General features: G+C 56.6%; 18 protein-coding genes. 9 read left to right on the top strand and 9 right to left on the bottom strand.

From position 1 onward, the window contains the following. Positions 1–21 precede the first annotated feature (21 nt). The 4 genes from ABIE11_RS08550 to ABIE11_RS08535 all read left to right on the top strand — a co-directional run bounded on the left by ABIE11_RS08550 (position 22) and on the right by ABIE11_RS08535 (position 4,639). Complete coding sequence (locus ABIE11_RS08550) at positions 22–807, top strand: DeoR/GlpR family DNA-binding transcription regulator (RefSeq protein WP_129034290.1); 786 nt, start codon at positions 22–24, stop codon at positions 805–807. A 348-nt stretch (positions 808–1,155) separates the two neighbouring features. Next, complete coding sequence (locus tag ABIE11_RS08545; RefSeq protein ID WP_429184324.1) at positions 1,156–2,532, top strand: glycoside hydrolase family 1 protein; 1,377 nt, start codon at positions 1,156–1,158, stop codon at positions 2,530–2,532. Positions 2,533–2,583: 51 nt separating this feature from the next. Beyond that, a complete protein-coding gene (locus ABIE11_RS08540; protein WP_100777081.1) occupies positions 2,584–3,906 on the top strand; it encodes a PTS sugar transporter subunit IIC in 1,323 nt (440 codons plus the stop codon). Positions 3,907–3,922: 16 nt separating this feature from the next. Continuing rightward, complete coding sequence (locus tag ABIE11_RS08535; RefSeq protein WP_429184323.1) at positions 3,923–4,639, top strand: GntR family transcriptional regulator; 717 nt, start codon at positions 3,923–3,925, stop codon at positions 4,637–4,639. Between the two features lie 48 nt (positions 4,640–4,687). Here the strand turns inward: ABIE11_RS08535 and ldtB are convergent, their stop codons facing one another. Continuing rightward, on the bottom strand, positions 4,688–5,608 hold the full coding sequence (ldtB, locus tag ABIE11_RS08530) for a L,D-transpeptidase (RefSeq protein ID WP_100777079.1): 921 nt from the start codon (positions 5,606–5,608) through the stop codon (positions 4,688–4,690). A 223-nt stretch (positions 5,609–5,831) separates the two neighbouring features. Here ldtB and ABIE11_RS08525 point away from each other — a divergent pair, with 223 nt between their 5' ends. After that, positions 5,832–7,427, top strand: coding sequence for an ABC-F family ATPase (locus ABIE11_RS08525; protein WP_429184322.1), 1,596 nt, complete (start codon positions 5,832–5,834; stop codon positions 7,425–7,427). A 118-nt stretch (positions 7,428–7,545) separates the two neighbouring features. On the opposite strand, the gene ABIE11_RS08520 is transcribed toward ABIE11_RS08525, so the two are convergent. Next, positions 7,546–9,909, bottom strand: coding sequence for a TIM-barrel domain-containing protein (locus ABIE11_RS08520; protein WP_429184321.1), 2,364 nt, complete (start codon positions 9,907–9,909; stop codon positions 7,546–7,548). Between the two features lie 17 nt (positions 9,910–9,926). Continuing rightward, on the bottom strand, positions 9,927–11,228 hold the full coding sequence (locus tag ABIE11_RS08515) for an MFS transporter (protein ID WP_100777076.1): 1,302 nt from the start codon (positions 11,226–11,228) through the stop codon (positions 9,927–9,929). A 288-nt stretch (positions 11,229–11,516) separates the two neighbouring features. Here ABIE11_RS08515 and ABIE11_RS08510 point away from each other — a divergent pair, with 288 nt between their 5' ends. Then, positions 11,517–12,590: a LacI family DNA-binding transcriptional regulator gene (locus ABIE11_RS08510; protein ID WP_314520468.1), complete on the top strand. Its 1,074-nt coding sequence runs from the start codon at positions 11,517–11,519 to the stop codon at positions 12,588–12,590. Here the strand turns inward: ABIE11_RS08510 and ABIE11_RS08505 are convergent. The 4 genes from ABIE11_RS08505 to ABIE11_RS08490 all read right to left on the bottom strand — a co-directional run bounded on the left by ABIE11_RS08505 (position 12,587) and on the right by ABIE11_RS08490 (position 18,312). Continuing rightward, the gene (locus tag ABIE11_RS08505; RefSeq protein ID WP_429184320.1) at positions 12,587–13,843 is read right to left on the bottom strand and encodes a DUF1479 domain-containing protein; all 1,257 of its coding nucleotides are present in this window, start codon (positions 13,841–13,843) and stop codon (positions 12,587–12,589) included. The two genes, ABIE11_RS08510 and ABIE11_RS08505, sit on opposite strands and share 4 nt — an antisense overlap. Positions 13,844–14,000: 157 nt before the next feature. Then, positions 14,001–14,810, bottom strand: a complete 810-nt coding sequence (locus tag ABIE11_RS08500; RefSeq protein WP_181827529.1) for a Cof-type HAD-IIB family hydrolase — start codon at positions 14,808–14,810, stop codon at positions 14,001–14,003. A gap of 165 nt (positions 14,811–14,975) precedes the next feature. Continuing rightward, a complete protein-coding gene (locus tag ABIE11_RS08495) occupies positions 14,976–17,408 on the bottom strand; it encodes a formate C-acetyltransferase/glycerol dehydratase family glycyl radical enzyme (protein ID WP_429184319.1) in 2,433 nt (810 codons plus the stop codon). Between the two features lie 4 nt (positions 17,409–17,412). Continuing rightward, on the bottom strand, positions 17,413–18,312 hold the full coding sequence (locus tag ABIE11_RS08490) for a glycyl-radical enzyme activating protein (RefSeq protein ID WP_194513468.1): 900 nt from the start codon (positions 18,310–18,312) through the stop codon (positions 17,413–17,415). A gap of 126 nt (positions 18,313–18,438) precedes the next feature. Here ABIE11_RS08490 and fsa point away from each other — a divergent pair, with 126 nt between their 5' ends. Then, positions 18,439–19,101, top strand: coding sequence for a fructose-6-phosphate aldolase (gene fsa, locus ABIE11_RS08485; RefSeq protein WP_429184318.1), 663 nt, complete (start codon positions 18,439–18,441; stop codon positions 19,099–19,101). Between the two features lie 41 nt (positions 19,102–19,142). On the opposite strand, the gene moeB is transcribed toward fsa, so the two are convergent. Together moeB and moeA are read right to left on the bottom strand one after the other, a co-directional pair. Continuing rightward, complete coding sequence (gene moeB / locus ABIE11_RS08480; protein ID WP_194513470.1) at positions 19,143–19,895, bottom strand: molybdopterin-synthase adenylyltransferase MoeB; 753 nt, start codon at positions 19,893–19,895, stop codon at positions 19,143–19,145. Position 19,896: 1 nt separating this feature from the next. After that, positions 19,897–21,129 (bottom strand): molybdopterin molybdotransferase MoeA, encoded by a 1,233-nt coding sequence (gene moeA, locus ABIE11_RS08475; RefSeq protein WP_429184317.1) that lies wholly within the window; start codon positions 21,127–21,129, stop codon positions 19,897–19,899. A 189-nt stretch (positions 21,130–21,318) separates the two neighbouring features. Between moeA and iaaA the strand changes: the two genes are divergently transcribed. Together iaaA and gsiA are read left to right on the top strand one after the other, a co-directional pair. Beyond that, positions 21,319–22,257, top strand: coding sequence for a beta-aspartyl-peptidase (iaaA, locus tag ABIE11_RS08470; protein WP_123429192.1), 939 nt, complete (start codon positions 21,319–21,321; stop codon positions 22,255–22,257). An 11-nt stretch (positions 22,258–22,268) separates the two neighbouring features. After that, positions 22,269–24,134, top strand: a complete 1,866-nt coding sequence (gsiA, locus tag ABIE11_RS08465; RefSeq protein ID WP_429184316.1) for a glutathione ABC transporter ATP-binding protein GsiA — start codon at positions 22,269–22,271, stop codon at positions 24,132–24,134. Positions 24,135–24,145: the final 11 nt, after the last annotated feature.

Here is a 24,145-nt window from a genome sequence, read left to right as displayed (position 1 = left end):
GATGATTTGACAGGACATCCCATGAGCCATACAGCACTAACCGGTAATCCACGACATGATCAGCTTTTGAATTTGCTCGCTCATCGCGGATATATGAACATTGATGTTCTTGCGGAGATGCTTGGCGTATCGACACAAACAGTGCGGCGTGATATCCGTAAACTTAGTGAGCAGGGATTGATAACACGCCATCATGGAGGCGCGGGCCGCGCCTCCAGCATAATCAATACCGCTTTTGAGCAGCGTGAGCTGGCATTGACAGAAGAGAAGCGTGCTATTGCTGAGGCCATTGCGGATTATATACCTGACGGCTCGACGATCTTCATCACTATAGGGACTACGGTGGAGCATGTTGCCCGCGCACTGCTTCACCATCATCATCTTCGCATCATCACCAATAGCCTGCGAGTGGCCAAGATCCTTTATAAAAACCCACGCTTTGAAGTCATGGTACCTGGCGGTACGTTGCGCCCGCATAATGGGGGAATAACAGGACCAACAGCGACAGAATTCATATCAGGTTTTCGCGCAGATTACCTGGTGAGCAGCGTCGGGGGTATCGAAAATGACGGCACGTTGACGGAGTTTGATGTTAATGAAGCCAGTGTGGTGAAAATGATGATGGCTCACTCCCGGCATATCTTGTTGGCAGCCGATCATACAAAATTTTACGCTACTGCTGCAGTTGAAATAGGAAATGTGGCGCAGACGAAAGCGCTCTTCACCGATGAAATTCCCGAACCTGAACTTATTACTCACCTGAAATCCAGCAAGGTGGACATTGTTAAGGTCAATCCAGGCGACTAATTGTTGGTAGATTCCCCTTCAGTAAGGTTATTTGTCACTAATCTTTTGCTCAAAGGAGACTACAGCTTGCAGAAATTATTCAGTAGGTATAGACAAGCGAGACGAAGCGATTGTCGGCACTACACGTCAGTGCTGACCAATACTGGTCATCCAGCTGGTTAGCCAGAATAGCGACATAACTTTCTTATGATAAACGTGATTAGTGACATAACTTTAATATGACACGACATCCGGCTTCTTTATTTCTATCCCGCTCACAAAAAACAATCCTTTCGTTTGCTTGATTTTTCATCTTTGCCTATATGACTAGTCATGAAATTTAAATGACTAGTCATATAGGGAGAGACCATGAAACAATCACTGCCAGCTAACTTTTTATGGGGTAACTCGGTTTCCAGTATGCAGACCGAGGGGGCATGGAACGAGGGCGGAAAGGGGATGTCGGTGTATGACATTCGCGAAGCCGGGGAAAATGCCTCTGACTGGAAAGTCGCTACCGATTCGTATCATCGCTACCAGGAAGATTTCGACCTGATGCAGGATCTGGGCATGAACTGCTACCGCTTCCAGATCTCCTGGAGCCGTGTCTGCCCGCAGGGTGACGGCGAATTCAACGAAGAGGGCATCGCGTTTTACGATCGCTTTATCAACGATCTCATCGCGCGCGGCATTGAGCCGATGGTCTGCCTGTACCACTTCGACATGCCGCTGGCCCTGGCGCAGGAGTACAACGGGTTTAACGATCGCCGGGTGCTGGACGCGTTTGTGCGCTACGGCAAAAAGATGATCGACTGCTACGGCGACCGGGTGAAGTACTGGCTGACCTTTAACGAGCAGAACATTTTCCATATGCCGGAAGCGTTTAGAGTCTCAGGCTATATGAAGGGCGAGCAAACCCTGCGTGAACTCTACGAAATCCAGCATCATACGATGGTGGCGCACATGGCGCTGACGGAGTACCTGCACCAGGCCAAACCGGGGCAGTTGATGGGCGGCATGCTGGCGCATCAACTCATCTATCCGGCCACCTGCAAACCGCGCGATATCTTCTGCGCTCAGCAGTACGACGAATTCCTCAACCAGAATCTGCTGCGCGTATTTGCCGGTCAGGGCTACAGCCCGGCGGTGATGGCTGTAGTTGAACAGCAAGGATTTGGGGATATCTATCGTGAGGACGATTTGGCCCTGCTGGCGCGAACCAAAAACGACTTTATGGCGTTTAGCTACTACGCGAGTAAAACCCTCGACAGCGACCCGATTCCGGAAGGCACACCGGTGAACTACTACCTGGCCCATGGCGAGAAGAACAATCCGTTCCTGAAAGCCACCGAATGGAACTGGCAAATTGATCCGCTCGGTTTTCGCACCATTATCACCCGCTATTACAACGACTGGCGTCTGCCGGTCTTCCCGATTGAAAACGGCATCGGGGTGATTGAGTCCTGGGACGGGGTGAATCCGATAGAAGATGATTACCGCATCGATTATCACCGCAAGCATTTCGAGGCGATGAAAGCGGCGATCTTTGAAGACGGCGCGCAGGTGATAGGCTACCTCGGCTGGGGGTTGATCGACATTCTCAGCTCGCAGGGCGATATGCGTAAACGCTACGGCGTGGTGTACGTCAACCGTGAAAACCACGATCTCAAGGATCTGAAACGCGTGCCGAAAAAGAGCTACGCGTGGTTAAAACAGGCTATTCATAGCAACGGAAGCGAGCTGTAAGCCTTACGCTGCCGGACCGGTTTTTGTGACTGATTGATGGGAATATCCGCTATGTCTGATACAAAAATTACACCTGCGATGCAGTCGTTTGTCGACAGATTTGTTGAGTTCTCCGCGCGCCTGGCAAACCAGGTGCACTTACGTTCCTTGCGCGACGCCTTCGCCACGGTAATGCCGATCTTCATCCTTGCCGGTCTCGCGGTGCTGGTGAATAACGTGGTGTTTCCGTGGGTGTTCGAAGGGGAAACGCTGGCCCACTTCAAGGTGTGGGGTGAGGCGATTATTAACGGCACGCTGAACATCGCGGCGCTGTTACTCGCCCCGATGATTGCCTGGTCGCTGGCGCGCAACAAAGATTTCGACAACCCGGTTTCGGCAGTGGTTATCGCCGTAAGCAGTTTTATCATTATGATGCCGATGCAGCTCCAGCTGGTGCCCGTCGGCAGTCAGGCGCCGGTGAATGTCACCCAGGTGCTGACGTTCAGCAATATCGGCTCAACGGGCATATTTGCCGGGGTGCTGATTGGTCTGATTTCAACGGAAGTGTTTATTGCGATTTCGCGCCTGAAAGTGTTGCACATTTCGCTGGGCGAGAATGTCCCGCCTGCGGTGAGCAAATCCTTTACCGCGCTGATCCCGACGATCATCACGCTTTCCCTGTTCGCCATTCTGGCGGCGCTGCTGGCGAACGTGCTGCATACGGATCTGATTCACCTGATCACCCATTTTATCCAGCAGCCTCTCAGACTCATTAATACCAGTTTGCCCGGCACAATTTTTATCTACAGCTTCGGTAATTTCCTGTTTACGCTGGGTATTCACCAGTCGGTAGTGAACAGCGTGATTCTGGAACCGTTCCTGTTAATCAACACCAATGAGAACATGCTGGCCTTCGCCAACGGACAGCCGATTCCGCATATCATCAATAACATTTTTGTCCCGACGTTCGGGATGATTGGCGGGACGGGCAGCACCATCTCGCTGCTGATCGCCATCTTTATCTTCTCACGGCAAAAATCGGCCAAACAGGTGGCGCGGCTGTCGCTGGCTCCGGGGCTGTTTAACATCAACGAACCGGTGATTTTCGGCCTGCCGATTGTCTTTAACCTGCCGCTGATGATTCCGTTTGTGCTGCTGCCAGCGATAGGGATTTACTTTGCCTGGCTGTGTACCACGCTCGGCCTGATGTCGCGCTGTGTAGTCATGATCCCCTGGACCACGCCGCCCATACTCAGCGCCTGGCTGGCGACGGCGGGGGACTGGCGGGCGGTGGTGGTTCAGTTGGCAATCATTGTATTTGGTGTATTCTTCTACCTGCCTTTCCTCAAGATTGCTGAGAGGGTGGCATTGAAAAACAGTGCGATAGCGGATTAATCATAAGGAAAAGGCGATGGCGGCGAAGTACATCACCATAGCGCGGGAAATTAAGAAACGCATTATTAGCCAGCAGTATGCCGCCAATGAACCGCTGCCGGACCAGTTTGCGCTGGCGGCGGAGTTCAGCACCAGCCGGATGACCATTCAGCAGGCGATGCGCCAGCTGATTGTGGAAGGGCTGGTCTATACGCGACAGGGGCAGGGGACGTTCATTCGTAAAAACTTCCTGCAACTTTCCCAGTGGGATCTCTCCGGCAGCGACTATTTCGGCGCCACCAAAACCTGGGAACATCTGGGCACGGTGAGCAGCAAAGTGGTCCATTTCGAACTGCGCTTTCCGAACGAGAAAGAGCAGTCCTCCCTGATGATAAACGCCGATATGCCGATCTATGATTTTATTCGCCTGCGCAGCCTTAACGGTGAGCCGATGTCGCTCGATTCCACCGTCATGCCGCTGAATCTGGTGCCGGGGCTGAATAAAACCCATCTTGAAAGCTCGGTGTTCCAGTACGTGCAGGAGACGCTGGGGCTGAAAATTATGGGGTCATATCGGGTGGTGCGGGCGCTAAAACCGAACGCGCTGGATATGCAGCATCTGATCTGCGAGCAAACCGACCCGGTGCTGGAGGTGGAGCAGGTGATCTATCTGGAGGATGGCACGCCGCTGGAATACGCCCATTGCCACTACCGGTACGATCACGGTGGAATCGTCATCGTGAATAACGGGTAATAAAAAAGCGGGCTAAGCAGCCCGCTTTTTTGTTTGACGCTGAGTCAATCAGTTCAGACGTACCGGCATACCGGAACGGTTCTGTACCGCCTGATCCACAACGGTGGTTTCAACGTCGGCCTGGCTGGTGACAGCCTGCACGTTGCTCTTCAGGGTAATCGGCACGATCTCGTTATTGTTAATCTGATCTTCGCTGGTAGACAGCGGGTTGTGCACTTCGATATAGCGGCTGCCATCTGGCTCGGAGGTCGCTTTTACCGGTTCGTTGATGAACTGAACGCGGGTACCGACCGGCACATTCTCGAACAGGAACTTGATATCGTCGTTACGCAGACGCACACAGCCGTGGCTCACGCGCAGGCCGATACCGAAGTTGGCGTTGGTACCGTGGATCGCATACAGACGACCGATGTACAGCGCGTACAGGCCCATAGGGTTGTCCGGGCCGGCAGGAACAACGGCTGGCAGCGGCTCACCGGCAGCGATGTACTCGGCGTGCATCTTGGCGGTTGGCGTCCAGGTTGGGCCTGCTTTCTTACGTTCTACTTTGGTGGTCCAGTTCAGCGGGGTGTCTTTGCCCAGCTGACCGATACCAATCGGCAGAACGATCACGGTATTGGTGCCTTTCGGGTAGTAATACAGGCGCATTTCAGCGCTGTTGATCACGATACCTTCGTGGACGGTGTCCGGCAGGATCAGCTGCTGAGGAATGTTCAGCACGGTACCGGCTTTCGGCAGATACGGGTCAACGCCCGGGTTTGCTTCGAGCATGTTGGACAGGCCCAGCTGGTATTCAGCGGCGTAATATTCCAGCGGCTGGGAGTTGCCTTCCGGAACAATAACCACCTGGTTTTGACCCACCAGACGGCTACCGTCTGTCGGCAGCGGATAAGTCACCGCAGAAGCGGTATTGCAAAAACCTACTACGGCTAACGCCGCCGCAAAAAGCGTTGATAATTTCATATTCATGTTATGCGAGGTATCTTTGCCACTCTGGCGATTAGTTGATGAGTCTGAATCATTGATGGGAGCGCATTATATGTGCATTCCCTCGCGCATGGAATTCAGATGTGTACGAAATCACATTTTTTTCGATTTTGTTAAAGTTTAGTGGTTGGTTGCAACACGGGATTTCAATTCGGAATTGTGGCATAATGCCGTGTTTATCACACTTTTTCGCAGGAATCTCCCCGTGTTAGTTACCAGCAACGTCACTATGCAGTTTGGCAGTAAGCCGCTGTTCGAAAACATTTCCGTCAAATTTGGCGGCGGCAACCGTTACGGCCTGATTGGTGCCAACGGTAGCGGAAAATCCACCTACATGAAAATCCTCGGCGGCGATTTAGAGCCGACGCTCGGCAACGTGTCGCTCGATCCGAACGAGCGTATCGGTAAGCTGCGTCAGGACCAGTTCGCCTTCGAAGAGTTTACTGTGCTCGACACCGTGATCATGGGACACGGGGAACTGTGGGAAGTGAAGCAAGAGCGCGACCGCATCTACGGTCTGGCTGAAATGAGCGAAGAAGACGGCTATAAAGTGGCCGATCTCGAAGTGCTTTACGGCGAAATGGACGGTTACTCTGCCGAATCCCGTGCCGGTGAACTGCTGCTTGGCGTCGGTATTCCGGTTGAGCAACACTACGGCCTGATGAGCGAAGTCGCACCGGGCTGGAAACTGCGCGTGCTTCTGGCGCAGGCGCTGTTCTCAAACCCGGACATTCTGCTGCTCGATGAACCGACGAACAACCTGGACATCGACACCATCCGCTGGCTGGAGCAGACGCTGAACGACCGCGACAGCACCATGATCATCATCTCGCACGACCGTCACTTCCTGAACATGGTCTGCACCCACATGGCCGATCTGGACTACGGCGAGCTGCGCGTTTATCCGGGCAACTACGACGAGTACATGACGGCTGCCACTCAGGCGCGTGAGCGTCTGCTGTCTGACAACGCTAAGAAAAAAGCGCAGATTGCTGACCTGCAATCCTTCGTCAGCCGCTTCAGTGCTAACGCCTCTAAATCTCGTCAGGCGACGTCTCGTGCGCGTCAGATTGATAAAATTAAGCTGGACGAAGTGAAAGCCTCCAGCCGTCAGAACCCGTTCATTCGCTTCGAGCAGGACAAGAAACTGTTCCGTAACGCACTGGAAGTGGAAGCGCTGGCGAAAGGTTTTGATAACGGTCCGCTGTTCAAAAACTTCAATCTGCTGCTGGAAGTGGGCGAGAAGATTGCGGTACTGGGCGCAAACGGTGTGGGTAAATCAACCCTGCTGAAAACCCTGGTGGGTGAACTGGCGCCGGATGACGGTACCGTGAAGTGGTCTGAAAACGCCCAGCTCGGTTACTACGCGCAGGACCATGAATTTGAATTCGAAAACGATCTGACCGTCTTCGACTGGATGAGCCAGTGGAAGCAGGAAGGCGACGACGAGCAGGCCGTGCGCGGCATTTTGGGCCGTCTGCTGTTCAGCCAGGACGACATCAAAAAGCCTGCCAAAGTGCTCTCCGGTGGTGAAAAAGGGCGCATGCTGTTCGGTAAGTTGATGATGGAAAAACCCAACATCCTGATAATGGACGAACCGACTAACCACCTGGACATGGAATCTATCGAATCCCTGAACATGGCGCTGGAAATGTATCAGGGCACCCTGATCTTCGTCTCCCACGACCGTGAGTTCGTAAGCTCCCTGGCGACCCGCGTGATTGAAATCACACCGGAACGCATCGTGGACTTCACCGGTAATTATGAAGATTACCTGCGTAGCAAAGGCATCGAAGGCTAACTGGTCTATCAGGCAACAGCAAAACGGCAACCCAAGGGTTGCCGTTTTTTGTGGGTGTTTTACATCTCACTGAACACGCAGGGCGGCTAAGGTGCAGCAGCCACCCGGCACTCAGTGATTACAGTGTCCACTCACTGCACGTTTCACCGTTAATCAACAGTTTACGCTTCTCGCCCACCGGCAACGACACCTTCAGCGCGTTCCACGCCGGACGATAATCGCCGCGTGCCGCGACTTTCAGATTGATTGTGGTGCCATCGCACACCATCTCCCACTCCAGCCACAGCGCATTTCCTTTCTGATAGCCCCAGCTCTCGCCATCGTCCTCAAACAGCTGGCCCGACGTTGTGCCCACGCCCTTCACCGGGAACAGTTTCAGCTCGCGGGTATCATCTTTCCCGGCGCTCACATGGGTAATGCGTTCGCTGAGCGGCAGACCGGCCCCGGCGCGTACCAGCAGCGGTAGTTTTTCCAGCGGCGCATCGCGGACGATCCACTGGCCGCCGGAGAACCACTCGTGGGTGTAAAAATCGTACCAGCCCGTTTCGTTATCCGGCAGCCAGAGGCTGCGCTCGCGCTGGCCTTGTTCAACGACGCTGGCAACCAGCAGATCGCGCCCGAGCAGGAAATCGTCACACTCTTCGAATGTCTGGGCATCATGCTCGTGATCGAGGAAAGTCGGACGCAGCATCGGCTCGTCATCGGCATGGGCCTGCCACAGCAGAGTATAAAGATACGGCAGCAGACGATAGCGCAGCTCAATTGCGCCACGGATCGCAGGCGTTACGCCCGGATACATCCACGGCTCGTTCACCGTGTGATCGTCATTCCACGAGTGAATGGTGAAACGCGGGTGCATCACGCCGTTCTGGACCCAGCGCACAAACAGCTCCGCGTCCGGCTTATCGCCGGAGAAACCGCCGACATCGTGGCCGACGTTGAACAGCCCGGAGAGGCTCATCCCCAGCCCCATGCGGGTGTTATAGCGCAGGGTGTCCCAGTTGGTGCGGTTATCGCCGCTCCAGGTCTGGACGTAGCGCTGCATCCCGGCGCAGCCTGAGCGGGAGATCAGGTACGGACGTTTATCCGGCGCAAAGCGCTGCTGGGCTTCCATCGAGGCGCGCATCATCAGCAGCGGCATCACCGGGCGAATATGCTTGATGGCAATCTCCTGGCCAAAACCGTGGCAGCGCGCTTCGCCGTCCCAGACTTCAAACTCGTTGTTGTCGTTCCAGGTGGAGTCGATACCCATCTCCAGCAGCTGCGTGGTCACGCCTTCCTGCCACCATTTGATGGTCTGCGGATGGGTGAAATCGAGGTGAGAACCCTCGTCATCCCAGAAGCTTGAACGTTCCGGTGCATCGGTTTCTGAATCACGGATAAACAACCCGCGCTCCGCCACTTCGTTATAGCGCGGGTGGTCCTGCAGCAGGCACGGTTTGATGTTTGCCGCGAGTTTCAGCCCCGCGTCGTGGAATGCCTGGCTCATCACCTTCGGCTGCGGCACTTTGTCATAGTTCCAGTTGAAGACGTAGCGCTTGCCGTTGATGGAGGTATAGCCGGACGAAAGCTGGAACGAATCGCACGGAATCGCATGCTCCTCACACAGGCGGATAAAGTTCATCAGCTGGTTTTGCGCGTCCGGTGCGTCGGTGTAATGCATGGTCGAACCGCTGTAGCCGAGGCTCCATTTCGGGCCGAACAGCGTTTTCCCGGTCAGCCGGACAAAAGCTTTGGTGACGTCCAGCACGCGTTTACCGGTGAAGATGTAGTAATCGATATCGCCCGCTTCCGCCTGCCAGCGGCGATATGCCGTGTGGTAGTTATCGATTTCGTTACCCAGATCCAGCCAGCAGCTGCTCAGGTTGTCGTAAAACAGACCGTAGCTCACGTCGCCGCGGCGGGTGATAGTGAACGGAATATGCTTGTACAGTGGGTCGGTGCTGACGGCGTTATAGCCCATCGCGTCGAGGTTACGCATCTCGTAGCGTTTACCGTTGCGCTGCAAATCACCCGCTTTTTCGCCCAGACCGTAAAAACGCTCGTCCTTGCGGCGGCTCAGATAGTGCGCCGCGCCGTCGCCATGGGCGTTCAGCAGGTACGCGCTGGTCGGGCGGTCGTGCGCCAGCTCCAGCCATTCACCGTCCTCATTGCGGTAGTGCCACTCCAGCCACAGAGGCTGGTGGACGGTGACGCGCAGGTGTTCAGTCCCGACAATAAGCGTGTCGTCTTGCTGCGTGAGCGTCCACGTCGGGCAGCTAAATCCGCTGAGATCATCGCGCTGGCGACCCTCCCACGGCACGTCCTGAGCGGGCGCGATACTCCAGGTTTTATCCAGCGACAGCTCGCCTTTGCGTTTGATCAGCACGCGGAACAGATTCTCTTCCAGCACATACAGACACAGACGGTGCTGATTATCGACGAGCAGTTCCAGATGGTTCGCGGACTGTTCAAGAAGGGTCCAGTTTTTCAGGGTTTTCATATGCAATACATCCACTATCAGGCGCGCTTGGCGCGACGTTCAGCAATAAATGCTACCAGGAAAAATGCGCCAATCAGGTCAAAGAAGCCCATGGCAATGAAGAGCGGGTTGAAGCCGATTTTGTCGGCGGTGACACCAATTAACAGAGAGAACAAGAAGCTTGCGATCCACGCCGCCGAGCCGCGCATGCCGTTGACGGTGGCCATCTGGCCTTTGTCGAACGACTCCACCACCAGGGCGCTTAACATGCAGGAGATAATCTGGTGGCCGAAACCGCCAATCGAAATCAGCACGATGGTGACGTATGGGTCGCGAGTGATCGCCACGGCGGCCAGGGAGATCATCAGGAAGGCACCGGTGACGGAGCTGGCAACGACCGAGTTCACGCGAGTGCAGCCGAACCAGCGGGTATACAGGCGGGTGAGGTAGCCGCTGGCCACGCTGCCCAGATCGGCGGCCAGGAACGGCAGCCAGGCGAACATCGCAATCTGTTTTAGATCCATACCGTGCTCTTTCGCCAGATACAGCGGTACCCAGAAGCTCAGCACGGCCCAGGCCGGTTCCGCCATAAAGGCAGGAATGGCGATGCCGTAAAAACGTTTGTTTTTGGAGACGGTCTTCAGCGCCGTCAGGAACGGCATCTTCACGGCAGGCGGTTCGTTATCCTGCTTGATAAACGCCAGCTCGTCCTTGCCCAGATTCGGGTGCTGTTCCGGGTTATGGTAGAACGCCCACCACAGAATCACCCACAGCAGCGCCAGTACGCCGGTAAACATAAATGCACCCTGCCAGCCAAAAGAGGCATGGGCAAAGTAGATGATAGGCGGAGCCAGCATCGCGCCGATAGAGAAGCCAACGCCAGCCCAACCGGCGGCCACCGGACGCTCTGATTTCGGGAACCATTCGCCGATAGTCTTGGCGTTCGCCGGTGTGGCGGCCGCTTCGGACGCACCCATAAAGAAGCGCAGCACTGCCAGATGCAGCCAGCTGCTGGCACCGGCGTGGAAAATACACATCAGCGCCCAAATCCCGGCGCACACCATAAAGCCAATCTTCAGGCCAATCACGTCGATCAGCCAGCCGCACAGAGGCTGGAAGAGGGTGTAGGCAATCTGGAAAGCACCCACGATCCATGAGTACTGCTCGGTGGTGATCCCCATGCTCTCTTTCAGCTCCGGCGCGAGGATGCCTAACGAGTTACGGGTGATGTAGTTAACGGTGACGCCCAGTAAAAACAGCACCAGCACGTACCAGCGCAGATTCTTGATGACGCGGCGGGCTTTGCTTGCCACGACAGGGGTATTGATGTCCTGACTCATTTTTCTCTCCACAAGACGGACGGTAGGGGGATGAACGTATTGGGTGTCACACCGGTTTTATGCCTTTGATCGTTATCAGTTTTATGACTTCAAGTTGCTATACAACTAGTATGGAAGTGGTGTGACAAGTTCACCTTAAGGGAGAAAATGAGCGGGAAATAGCGGATTTTGTGCAAGCTTTCTCATAACTGCGCAGCTTATTTTGGCATGATGCGTTTTAAGCCTGCTGTTACCGCAATCTCACGCTATGAAAATTTTTTCATTTGGCAAATGGAGCGAGATCACAAAATGGATAAAAGACTCAAAATCGCGGAAATTGCCGCCCGTACCCAGCTCTCTATTAGCACCGTTTCCCGCGTGCTGGCGGGGAAGTCCAATACCAGCGAAAAAGCACGCACTAAAGTGCTGGCCTGCGCGCGGGAGCTGGGGGTGATGGACGGCATGGCGGCCGGGCGACTGCTGCTTAACAGTCTGGTGGTCTTTGCTCCGCAGCGCGCGTTTGACGAGCGGTCCGACATCTTTTACTACCGCGTGATCCAGAGCGTGAGCAAAGGGCTGGCATCACATGAAGTCAGGCTCCGCTACTGCGCGCTGGAGGAGAACGACAGCGACGCGCAGCTTTTCCTGGCGCGTATGAATGAAGCGGATACTCAGGCGGCGATCTTGCTCGGTATCGACGATCCGCATATTCACGATCTGGCCGTCGATATCGGCAAGCCCTGCATGCTGATTAACTGCCGCGATCAGCGGATGCGGTTGCCCGCCGTGGCTCCCGATCATCGCGCCATTGGCGAGCGCGCGGCGGAGTATCTGTTCGAGATGGGGCACCGGGAAGTGATGAACGTCCTGTGCCTGCGGCGCTACACCATGGAGCTGCGCCTGGCGGGGATCCGCGACGGATGGCGGGGGCATAATCTGAAATTCAATGACAAACGCGATCTGCTGGTGGTCCCCAGTTTCAGCGCCAAAGAGACCGAGCAACAGGTGAGCGAGTGGCTAAGTCAGATGCCGGAAAAAGCGCTGCCCACCGCTTTTTTGGTCGGCGGAGATTTTATGGCGGAGGGCACCATTCGCGCGCTACAGAAGCACGGCCTGCGCGTCCCGCAGGATGTGTCGGTGATGAGTATTGACGGTTTTAATCTGGCCGCGATTCAGGATGTGCCCTTAACGGCGGTGCATGTCCCGCGCGACGAGCTGGGAACCGAAGCGGTGCATATGCTCCAGCAGAGGCTGATGCGCCCGGATGCGCCGGTTGGAACCTTATTACTGAACGGCACGCTGGCGGTGCGGGAGTCGGTACGGCGGATACGTCAGGGGAAAAGACGCACCGCCGTGGAGCGGGAAGGGCTGTACGACGCTTAGGCCATGCCGAGGGCGCGTTTACCGTGGATGTTGAGATCGTTCAGGGTAAAGCGGTCCTGCCAGTTTTTTTCGTAATCTTCGCGCGGGAAATCGCCCGGAGAAGCGCCGGTTTCCAGTGCCGCTTTCACCTTCTTCGCATAGGCGAGGTTTTTCTCGCACATCGGCGCGGCAGGAATGTACATCACGTTACCCCAGCCCTGCTGATTATCTACCGGTGCGACCGAGTGGATCACATCGCAGTGCCACCACACAGAATCCCCCGCGTCCAGTGCCGGAATGCTGGTTAACGCGTCGATGAGCAGCGGATGCCACTTCTCGGAAATCGGCAGAACGCGACCCGGCGCGACGCCGCAGAGTTCGTCTTCCGGCACATCATCCAGCAGCGGACGCAGCAGAATGTAGGCCATCGCTTCCGGGATCGGCACCACGTGCAGCAGACCCTGATTCGGGATCATATCCGACAGGGCAGTCCAGCCCTGGAACGTACGGAACACCGAGCATTTGGTGGTGTTATCCACGGTGTACTCTTCCACTTCGGTACGGTGTGCCGCATTCCACGGATCGTACTGATCGACATTGCCGTCAAACACGCGGGCAAACACCTGCTGATAGGCCGGCAGCAGCCAGCGTTCCAGCGCGCCGGAATCCGTATGCGCTCCCAGCCCTTTAGAGGTGGTTCCCGGTGGGCGACGGCGAATACGATCCGGGTAGATCACGCTGACGTCCGGGTTAAACCACTGTTTGCCGTTGCTCTCAAAAGTCCATAAACGGTTCAGGAACGACTGTACCTGCGCCATTTCTTCACTCTGACGCGCCTGCATCTGTGCCTGCGACCAGTAGATCGGGAAAATTTCCGGACGTGACGCGGTTAAGGTGCCGAAGAAGTTGTCACCCGGCCCTTTATACACATCGTCAAACTGGTTGAGATCGAGATAGTCGAGCATCGCGTTATCCCACGCCAGCGCCTGCTCTCGCGGGAAGTGACCTTTGATCACCGCACAGCCGCGGCGTTTTACCGCTTCACGCTGGGCCGTGGTAATCGTTCCGTTCTTTACGTCCTTGAACGGAATCACAGGCCAGACGGTTTCACCGTTATTCTTCATGGCGTTAATTTCCGCCACGCGTGTCGCAATCTTATCGCTGAGCCGGTCAAAAACGGCCTGAACGTCGCCGATCTGGGCACGTAATTCGCGTTTTAACTGGCGAATGGCGGCTTTGTGGTCCGCAGGCAAAATTTCACTGGAGAAGGTCATAACTGCCTCGCTATCTTTCATTCGAAAGTAAAAGTATCTACAAGTGATACTTTAAGTTAAAAATAAGTTAATGCAAGTTTAAAAACTTGACGGGCAGCACAGGATGAAAAAAGAGTGAGGTGCCGGAGCGTTGCCCCGGCAGGGGAGGAATCAGAGGTTAAAACGGAGCAGTTTTATCGAGTACGGCCTGAATGACGTTCAGCGCGCCCTGGTGGTTATTGTCATCGGTGCTGAAGGTGCTGATCGTTTTGATGCTTTCCGCCGCATTACCCATGGCGAACGAGTATTTCACCAGCTTCAGCATTTCCGCGTCGTTGCCGCTGTCACCAATGGCCACACACTCCTGCGGAGAGACCGACCAGCGTTTCAGCAGGCGGCTAATCCCGTTCGCTTTATGCAGGCCGGGAATGATCAAATCGACGAAGCCAAAGCCGCTGGTGACTGGTTTCATGATGCCATCTAACGAGACGTGCAGTTTGTCGATAAGACCAGGGATGTCGCTGTCCGGCAGGTTCAGGGAGAACTTGAACAGCACGTCGTCGATCTCATGATAATCGCTGATGCGCTGTAAGCGGTGGTAGTGTTTTGACATCAGCGCGACAAACTCGTCCGGCGCGTGTTGGCTGACGTAGGCGCTCTCCAGCCCGCAGGCGACGAAGTTAAGCTGTTTGTCTTTCAGTAATTCGCCAATCACGATTTGTGATTCGTGACGCGTCAGTTCGCCGTGGAAAATCTGCTCGCCATGATCGAAGACCAGCGCGCCGTTTTCCGCCACGAAGGAGATCTGTTCTTTCAGTTCCGGAAAGAAGGAGATGAGCTGGTAATACTGGTTTCCGCTGGCGACCACGAACTCGATGTCCCGGGCCTGAAGCTGCTGAAATTGCGCCATAAAGCGGTCACGATCGTACTGCTTGGCATCATCAAGGAAAGTTCCGTCCATATCGGTGACGATAACTTTTACGGTCATACATTGCTCTCCAGAATATTACTGCGACCAGCAACATTCTAATAACAATGTGACCCGAACCACAAATTTATTTCGAATGAAAGTAAACGCAAAAAAGCAACCCTTGGGTTGCTGTTTTTAGTGTGCTCAGCCTCTCCCGCGTGGGAGAGGGGTTGCGGGTGGAAATTACAGCGTATGCTCGGTACGCGCAATAATGTCGTCCTGCGCATCCGGCGACAGGGCGGTGAAGAAGGCGGAATAGCCCGCGACGCGCACCACCAGGTCACGGTACTGGTCAGGGTGTTTCTTCGCTTCCAGCAGCGTTTCGCGTGACACGATGTTGTACTGAATATGCCAGCCCTTATGCACCTCGAAGAAGGTCCGCAGCAGAATCATCAGCTTCTGACGGTCCGAATCGTTTTCCAGCGTCGCCGGGTTCAGCTTCTGGTTCAGCAGTACACCGCCCAGAATCGCCTCCGTTGGCAGTTTGCCGACGGAACCGATCACCGCCGTCGGCCCGAGGTGGTCGGTACCGGATGCCGGACTGGCCCCTTCCGCCAGCGGAGTATGCGCCTTACGGCCATCCGGCGTTGCCATGGTTGCGGCGCCAAACGGCACGTTCGCGGAGATGGACGACGTACCGGCATAGTAATTCCCGCCAATCGGACCACGGCCGTAGCGCGGGTTGTGATACTGCTTCAGCTCTTCGATATAGGTCTCATACGCACAGGCCAGCAGCAGATCCACGCTGTCATCGTCGTTACCGTATTTCGGCGCGCCGTTGATCAAACGCTGGCGCAGCTGCTCATGCGTCAGACCTTCGTAGTCCTCCGCCAGCGCTTTCGCCAGCTGCTGCTGACCAATCGCTCCCTGTTCGAACACCAGTTTCTTCACGGCGGCGAGGCTGTTGCCGAGGTTGGCGATGCCCACCTGCAAACCTGATACCCAGTCATATTTCGCGCCGCCTTGCTTGATGCTTTTCGCGCGTTCGATGCAGTCGTCCACCAACGCCGAGCAGAGAATATCGTGCACGTTCTCTTCCAGCATGGTGTCGACCACGTACTCAATTTCAATCGATTTGCGGGTGTAGTAGCGGATCTGATTATCCCAGGCGGCCATCACCTCGTCGAAGTTGTCGAAATTGCCCGCAGACAGCGCTTTCTCCTGCGGCAGGAACACCTTGCCGCTGGTGGCGTCGCGACCACCTTCCATCGCCGCCAGCATCACGCGCGCGAAGTTGATAAAACTCATGCCGGTGCAGCGATAGCCCCACTTGCCGCCGACGGCGGTTTCAATGCAGCCGATTGCCGCGTAATCGTAGGCGTCCTCTTTTTCCACGCCGAGTTTAATGAACTCGGAGATGACGATTTCGTCGTTGTTAAACGCGGGCATCCCGAAGCCGCAGCGGATAACCTGCACGCAGGCGTCGAGGAAATCATTGCTCATGCCCGCGTGATAACGCACGCTCAGGTTTGGCTGGGTGGAGCGCAGGCGACCGCAGGATTCCAGAATCGCGTAGGATAGGGGGTTCACCGCGTCCATCGGCTCGCCGTTCACCAGTTTCTGACCGCCAATGGTGACGTTCTGATACAGAGGGCTACCCGCCGAGGCTTTAGAGTGCGAGCCGGAACGGATTTTGTTCACTTCCAGCAGCTTCAGCCAGCAGCTGTGCAGCAGTTCAATCGCATGTTCACGGTCGAGGGACTGATTCAGCTCCACGTCGCGGCGGTAGTACGGATAGAGATACTGGTCCATACGCGCGAAGGAGACCGAGTGGCCGTTGGACTCAATTTGCAGGATCAGCTGGATGAAATAGCACAGCTGTAGCGCCTGCCAGAAGGTTTTTGGCGGCTGGTGGGCAATGACATCGCAGTTTTCCGCCATTGCCAGCAGCTCGTCGCGGCGGCTTTCGCGGATCTCATTTTTTGCCATTTCACGCGCCAGATCGGCAAAGCGCTGAATGTGCAGCGTGACGGCTTCCAGTACGATATCAATCGCTTTCAGGAACTGATCGCCGTGCAAATCCTCCAGCACGGTCAGATTGATGCGGGTACGGCGCTCCGCGACTTTCGCGCGCATGCCGTCGAGACCTTTCTCCAGCAGCAGCGGGAAGTTCACCGCCAGGTGCGCATCGCCGGAGGTCATGTTGCCTTCGGCTTTGATGATGCCGGTTTCCAGCAGCCCTTTTTGCTCGTCGGTAAACATACCGTAGCAGCGATCCTGTACCGTCTGGCCGCGCCACCACGGGCAGACGTCGTGCAGCACGCGCTTGTTCTCTTCGCTCACCGCAAAGCCAGCGCCCGGACGGTCGGCCAGATCGTCGATCTCTTTTTCAATCCACGAGACGGTGTATTCCGGGAAGATTGGCGCAGCGCGCACTTCGCTTGCCTGGTTGCCGATAATCAGCTCGTCGTGTTTGATCCAGATGGTGCGTTTTGCCAGATGATGCGCCAGCGCCAGCGCGCGACGCACCGGGATCGGTTTGTCCATGTGCTGCTTGTACATTTCGGTGTAATGCTGCGCGCGCTCGGTACAGACAGGCGGTTTCACGATATGCACCAGAGCGGTTTTGTGCGCCTTAATGCGGTCTGTCAGGGTGTTCAGATTCAGCTGTGTCATATCTTTATCCTCGTAGGGTCGCAGTTAACCCATTCTGGGCCGCATACTGTTGGGCAAACTCCAGTAACTCAGGGTTATCGAGCGGTTTGTCAGGGGCAGAGTAGGGTTGGCCGAGCAGGGTGTATTTGTTCATGCCAAGGGTGTGGTACGGCAAAAAGTGGATATCGCGGACGTTCAGTTCGTCAGCGGCAAAACGGGTGATGGCTTTAATCGATGCTTCATCGGCGTTAAAGCCCTGAATCAGCGGGACGCGAATGGTCAGCTGTTTTCCGGCAGCAGCCAGGCGTTTTAAGTTCTCCAGCACCCGTTTTGCCGAGCCGTCAGTCCACTGTTTAAACACCTCGCTATCGACATGCTTAAGGTCGGCGAGGAACAGATCGACATAGGGTAACGACGGTTCGATATAGTGCCATGGCACATGCAGACAGGTTTCGACCGCCGTGTGAATGCCCTGATCGTGGCTGGCTTTAAACAGAGAATGGGCCAGCTCCGGGCTCATAAAGGGTTCGCCGCCGGAGAGGGTGATACCGCCGCCGCTGCGATCGTAAAAGGGTTTATCGCGCAGGACGGTTGCCATAATATCGGCCACCTGTTTCTCTTCTCCACAGACTGTCAGCGCCTGGGTCGGGCAGCAGTCGGTGAGGGCGTCGAGATGGGCGTCATTGAGTTTTTCGCGATGGATGATCACTCCGTTCAGCGCACGGTCGATAATCCCTGGCGCAGCCTGCTGACACAGGTCGCAGCCTTCGAGGCACAGGCGGGCATCAAACAGCACATCCCGCGTGCGGGAGCGGCTCTCCGGGTTCTGACACCAGCGACAGCCGAGGGAGCAGCCTTTCAGGAACACCACGGTACGAATACCTGGGCCGTCGTGGGTGGAGTAACGCTGAATATTGAAGATCATATTTTCGCCTCTTGTTGCGTATGAAGATTAAATAACTTTCGAGTGAAAGTTATTTTGATGTGCGTCAACTCTGAGGAAGGTTTTTACGTGGTAGTGTTACGGCAGGTTAATTTTGAGGGTGACATCATGGAATTTTATCTCGACACATCTGACGTAGCCGCAGTCAAAAAACTGGCACGCGTTTTCCCGTTAGCCGGTGTAACGACCAACCCGAGCATCGTCGCAGCAGGTAAAAAGCCGCTGGAGGTGTTGCTGCCGGAGCTGCATGACGCGCTCGGCGGAAAAGGGCGTCTGTTTGCCCAAGTGATGGCGACGACCGCAGAGGGCATGGTGGAAGACGCACGTAAACTGCGCGCCATCATTAACGATCTGGTGGTAAAAGTGCCGGTTACGGCAGAAGGGCTGGCGGCAATCAAAATGCTGAAAGCGGAAGGGATCCCAACGCTTGGGACGGCAGTGTATGGCGCGGCGCAAGGGATGCTGTCGGCATTAGCGGGCGCGGATTATGTCGCACCCTATGTGAATCGCCTTGATGCTCAGGGCGGTGACGGAATTCAGACCGTAGTGGAACTCCAGCAGCTGCTGACGCTGCACGCGCCGCACGCTAAAGTGCTGGCCGCCAGCTTCAAAACGCCGCGTCAGGCGCTGGACTGCCTGCTGGCCGGGTGTGAATCTATCACCCTGCCGCTGGACGTGGCGCAGCAATTTATTAGCTGTCCGGCGGTGGATGCGGCGGTAGTGAAGTTTGAGCAGGACTGGCAGACGGCGTTTGGGCGCACGTCGATTTGACCCAGTAAACCGGGTGCTGGCGTCGCCTCACCCGGTCAGCGTTATCCCCCGCACACCTCGCAGCCTGGATTACGCATCAATTTCATCTCACGAAACTGACAGGTCATCGCGTCGTACATCAGGATTTTTCCGGCGGCAGGTGTGCCGTAATGGGTCAGCACTTTAATCGCTTCCATCGCCTGCAATGAACCGATCACCCCCACCAGCGGCGCCATGACGCCCGCTTCCACGCAGGTGAGGGCGTTCTCGCCAAACAGTCGGCTTAAACAGCGATAGCACGGCTCGCCATCCGCATAGGTAAAGACGCTAATCTGCCCTTCCATGCGGATTGCCGCCCCGGAGATCAGCGGTGTTTTATGGGCAAAACAACCCGCGTTGAGCTGATTGCGCACCGCCACGTTGTCGGTGCAATCAAGCACAATATCGTGCTGCGCGATGTGGGCGGACAGTGCCGCATCGTCCAGCATCGCATCAATGAGGGTAAAGTGAACATTCGGGTTGATCCGCGCCAGGGCATCGCGCGCCGAGTTCACTTTCGGCTCGCCAACGGTCGCATCGCTGTGCAGTGTCTGACGCTGTAAGTTCGACACCGATACCGTATCGAAATCCAGCAGCGTCATCCTGCCAACGCCCGCTGCCGCCAGATACTGCGCGGCGGCACAGCCCAGCCCGCCAAGGCCGACGATCAGCACGTTCGCCGCCTTTAGTGCTTCCTGCCCGTCAAAATCAAACCCGCGTAGGACGATCTGACGGTTATAGCGCAGCATCTCCTGATCGTTCAGCTCCACCGCCATTTTAGCCTCCGAACAGATGGTTAAAGGCTTCGACCTCAACCCATTCACCGGCTTCGACGTTGCCGCGCTCACGCTCAAGCACGATGAAGCAGTTGCCCTGGCTGAATGAGCTAAAGATATGCGAGCCCTGATGCCCGGTGGTGCTCACTTCCAGCTCGCCGTCGGCGTTACGCGTCAGAATACCGCGCTGGAAATCCAGACGCCCCGGGGATTTTTTCAGTCGCGTCGCCGCTCGCACGCGCTGGCGAGGAGGCAAGCCTGAGGCGTTATCGCCGGAGAGTTTCGCCAGCAGCGGCTGCACCAGTTGATAAAACGTCAGTGCCGCCGAAACCGGATTGCCCGGCAGACCGCAGAACCAGCTGTTAGCCAGCGTGCCAAAGGCAAACGGCTTGCCCGGTTTGATTGCCAGTTTCCAGAAGCTGATTTCGCCCAGCTCATCGAGAATGGTTTTGGTGTAATCCGCTTCGCCGACGGAGACGCCGCCGGAGCTTATCACCACGTCGGCTGCGTTATCCGCTTCGATAAAGGCCGCGCGCAGTTTTTGCGGATCGTCCGGAATGATACCGAGGTTGATCACCTCGCAGCCCAGCTGTTCCAGCATCAGATGCACGGCCAGACGGTTGGTGTCGTAGATTTGGCCCGCCTGCAAAGGCTGGCCCGGCAATTGCAGTTCGTCGCCCGTCGAGAAAAGCGCAACGCGCACTTTGCGCACCACGTCGATCTCCGCAATGCCGAGGGATGCCAGCACCGGCAGCTCTGCGATTGTCAGTTTGGTTCCTGCGGCGAATACCGTTGCGCCCTGGGCGATATCTTCCCCGGCGCGGCGGATGTTCTGATTCGCTTTAACGCTGGCGGTAAAACGCACGCCCGCGTCGGTCTGTTCGGTTTCTTCCTGCATCACCACCGCGTCGCACCCGTCAGGCACTGGCGCACCGGTCATGATGCGAATGCAGGTCCCCTGTGGCCACTCACCCGCGAACGGCTGACCGGCGAAGGCTTTTCCGGCGACCGGTAAGGCATTTCCCGCCTGAATATCCGCAAGGCGCACCGCGTAACCGTCCATCGCCGAGTTATCAAACCCCGGCACATTGAGCGGAGAGACAACGTCGCGCGCCAGCACTCGCCCAAAACCGCGCAGCAAAGGCAGCGTTTCGTGCTCTTTCAACGGGGTGACGGGGGCGAGCATCTGCGTGAGTGCCGTTTCAAGCGGCATCAGTCCGGCGGTAAAATCCATGGTTTACTCCTGCGGGATAACAGCGAAAGCGGGCATTATGACAGAAAAGTGCCCCTAACTGTATGACACAGAGGGTGTAGTCTTTACATCACCCTTGCGTCTTTCTATATTCAAAATTCGTCTGAAGATCTGACAACGATAATGATATTTATAGAAAAAGCGGCGCCTCTGTGCTGATGGGTGATGGAAATGGTTAATGCGGTGATCGCAATTCACGGCGGCGCAGGGGCGATTACCCGCGCGAAGCTGAGTCCGGAGCAGGAAAAACGCTACGTTGACGCGCTTTCTGCCATTGTTGAAACGGGCCAGCGGATGCTGGAGGCGGGTGAGAGCGCGCTTGATGTCGTCACCGAGGCGGTACGTTTGCTGGAAGAGTGCCCGCTGTTTAACGCGGGTATTGGGTCGGTATTTACTCGCGACGAAACCCACGAACTGGACGCCTGCGTGATGGACGGCAATAGCCTGAAAGCCGGTGCGGTGGCGGGTGTCAGCCATCTGCGTAACCCGATTCTGGCGGCGCGTCTGGTGATGGAGCAAAGCCCGCACGTCCTGATGACGGGAGCTGGCGCGGAGCAGTTTGCCGCAGAAAACGGCATGGAACGGGTGCCTGCTGAGACCTTCTCGACGCCCGAGCGTTATCAGCAATTACTGGACGCGCGCAGCGCCGGGATCACCCAGCTCGATCACGCGGCACCGCTCGATGAGCGCACCAAAATGGGTACCGTTGGAGCGGTGGCGCTGGACAAAGCGGGCAATCTCGCGGCGGCCACCTCTACCGGCGGAATGACCAACAAATTACCGGGCCGGGTCGGGGACAGCCCTCTGCCGGGCGCGGGATGTTACGCCAATAACGCCAATGTGGCCGTGTCCTGCACCGGTACGGGCGAAGTGTTTATCCGCACGCTCGCGGCGTATGACATTGCCGCCTTGATGGATTACGGAAACTTAAGTCTGGCCGAGGCCTGCGAGCGCGTGGTGATGGAAAAACTCCCGGCGCTCGGCGGCAGCGGCGGGCTGATTGCTGTGGATCGTGAAGGCAACGTCGCGTTGCCGTTTAACAGTGAAGGGATGTATCGCGCCTGGGGTTATGCGGGCGATGCACCCTCGACGGGAATTTATCGTGAATAAGGGGAGCCTGCGTGCCGCACAGTAACGATCTGGATAGCCGGGAAGTTCTGGCCGTCCACAACCTGAACATTGCGTTTCAGGAAGAGCGGCGGCTTGTCCCGGCGGTAAAACAGCTTTCGTTCTCTCTCAAGCGAGGCGAAACGCTGGCGATTGTCGGTGAATCCGGTTCCGGTAAATCCGTCACGGCCCTGTCGCTGATGCGTTTGCTGGAGCAGGCCGGCGGGATGATCAACTGTGACAGCCTGCTTTTGCGCCGTCGCAATCAGCAGGTCATCGATCTCACCGAGCTGAGCCAGTCGCAAATGCAGAGCGTGCGCGGCGCGGACATGGCGATGATTTTCCAGGAGCCGATGACTTCGCTCAATCCGGTGTTTCCGGTGGGTGAGCAGATTGCCGAATCTATCCGCCTGCACCAGGGATTATCCCGCGAGCAGGCGCTGGCAGAAGCCAAACGCATGCTTGATCTGGTGCGTATTCCGGAAGCGCAAACCATTCTCGGGCGTTACCCGCACCAGCTCTCCGGCGGCATGCGCCAGCGGGTGATGATCGCTATGGCGCTGTCGTGCCGTCCGGCGGTGCTGATTGCCGACGAACCAACCACCGCGCTGGATGTGACCATTCAGGCGCAGATCCTGCAGCTCATCAAAGTGCTGCAACAGGAGATGGAGATGGGGGTGATTTTTATCACCCACGATATGGGCGTGGTGGCGGATATCGCCGACCGGGTGCTGGTGATGTACCAGGGCGAGGCCGTCGAAACGGGCAGCGTGGAGCAGATCTTCCACACACCGGAACACCCTTACACCAAAGCGCTGCTGGCGGCGGTTCCGCGTCTCGGGGCGATGAACGGCAGCGATTTGCCGCGTCGTTTCCCGCTGCTTTCGCCGGGCGTGGCGCAAAGCGAAGAGACCGAACAAGACACGGTGGTACCGGGCGAGCCGATTCTGCAGGTGCGCGATCTGGTGACCCGTTTCCCGCTGCGCGGCGGGCTGCTTAACCGCGTGAAGCGCGAAGTGCACGCGGTGGAAAACGTCAGTTTCGACCTGTGGCCGGGCGAAACCCTGGCGCTGGTGGGGGAATCGGGCTGCGGGAAATCCACCACCGGACGGGCGCTGCTGCGTCTGGTCGACTCCCAGGAGGGCAGCATTACCTTTAACGGTGAGCGCATCGACACGTTGCCTGCCAGCAAACTACAGCACCTGCGCCGGGATATTCAGTTTATCTTCCAGGACCCTTATGCTTCCCTCGATCCGCGCCAGACGGTCGGTTACTCGATCATGGAGCCGTTGCGGGTGCATGGCCTGCTGAAAGGCGAAGAGGGGCAGCGGCGCGTCGCCTGGTTACTGGAACGCGTGGGGTTAAAGCCGGAACATGCCTGGCGTTACCCGCACGAATTTTCCGGCGGACAGCGTCAGCGCATCTGCATTGCCCGCGCGCTGGCGTTGAATCCGAAGGTAGTGATTGCCGACGAATCCGTCTCGGCGCTGGATGTCTCCATCCGTGCACAAATCATCAATTTACTGCTCGATCTCCAGCGCGATCTGGGCATCGCCTTTTTGTTTATCTCACACGATATGGCGGTGGTAGAGCGAATCAGCCATCGCGTGGCGGTGATGTACATGGGACAAATCGTGGAGATTGGCCCGCGTCGCGCGGTGTTTGAAAACCCGCAGCACCCGTACACCCGCAAACTGATGGCCGCCGTGCCGGTGGCCGACCCGGCGCACCGGCACGGCCACCGCGTGCTGTTGCAGGATGAGATGCCGGGCAATATTCGTAAACGCGGCGAGGCGACGGAGCGTGTGGTCCTGCGCGAAGTGGGCCCCGGACATTTCGTGGCACCGCCGCATCAGCACAACGCCTTTTCACGCTTATAGCTTTTGACAGA

The organism is Lelliottia sp. 489, assembly GCF_050435885.1.
Lineage (GTDB): Bacteria > Pseudomonadota > Gammaproteobacteria > Enterobacterales > Enterobacteriaceae > Enterobacter > Enterobacter nimipressuralis.
Note: the sequence above shows the minus strand (reverse complement) of the source record. Positions and strands in the feature narration are given on the sequence as shown.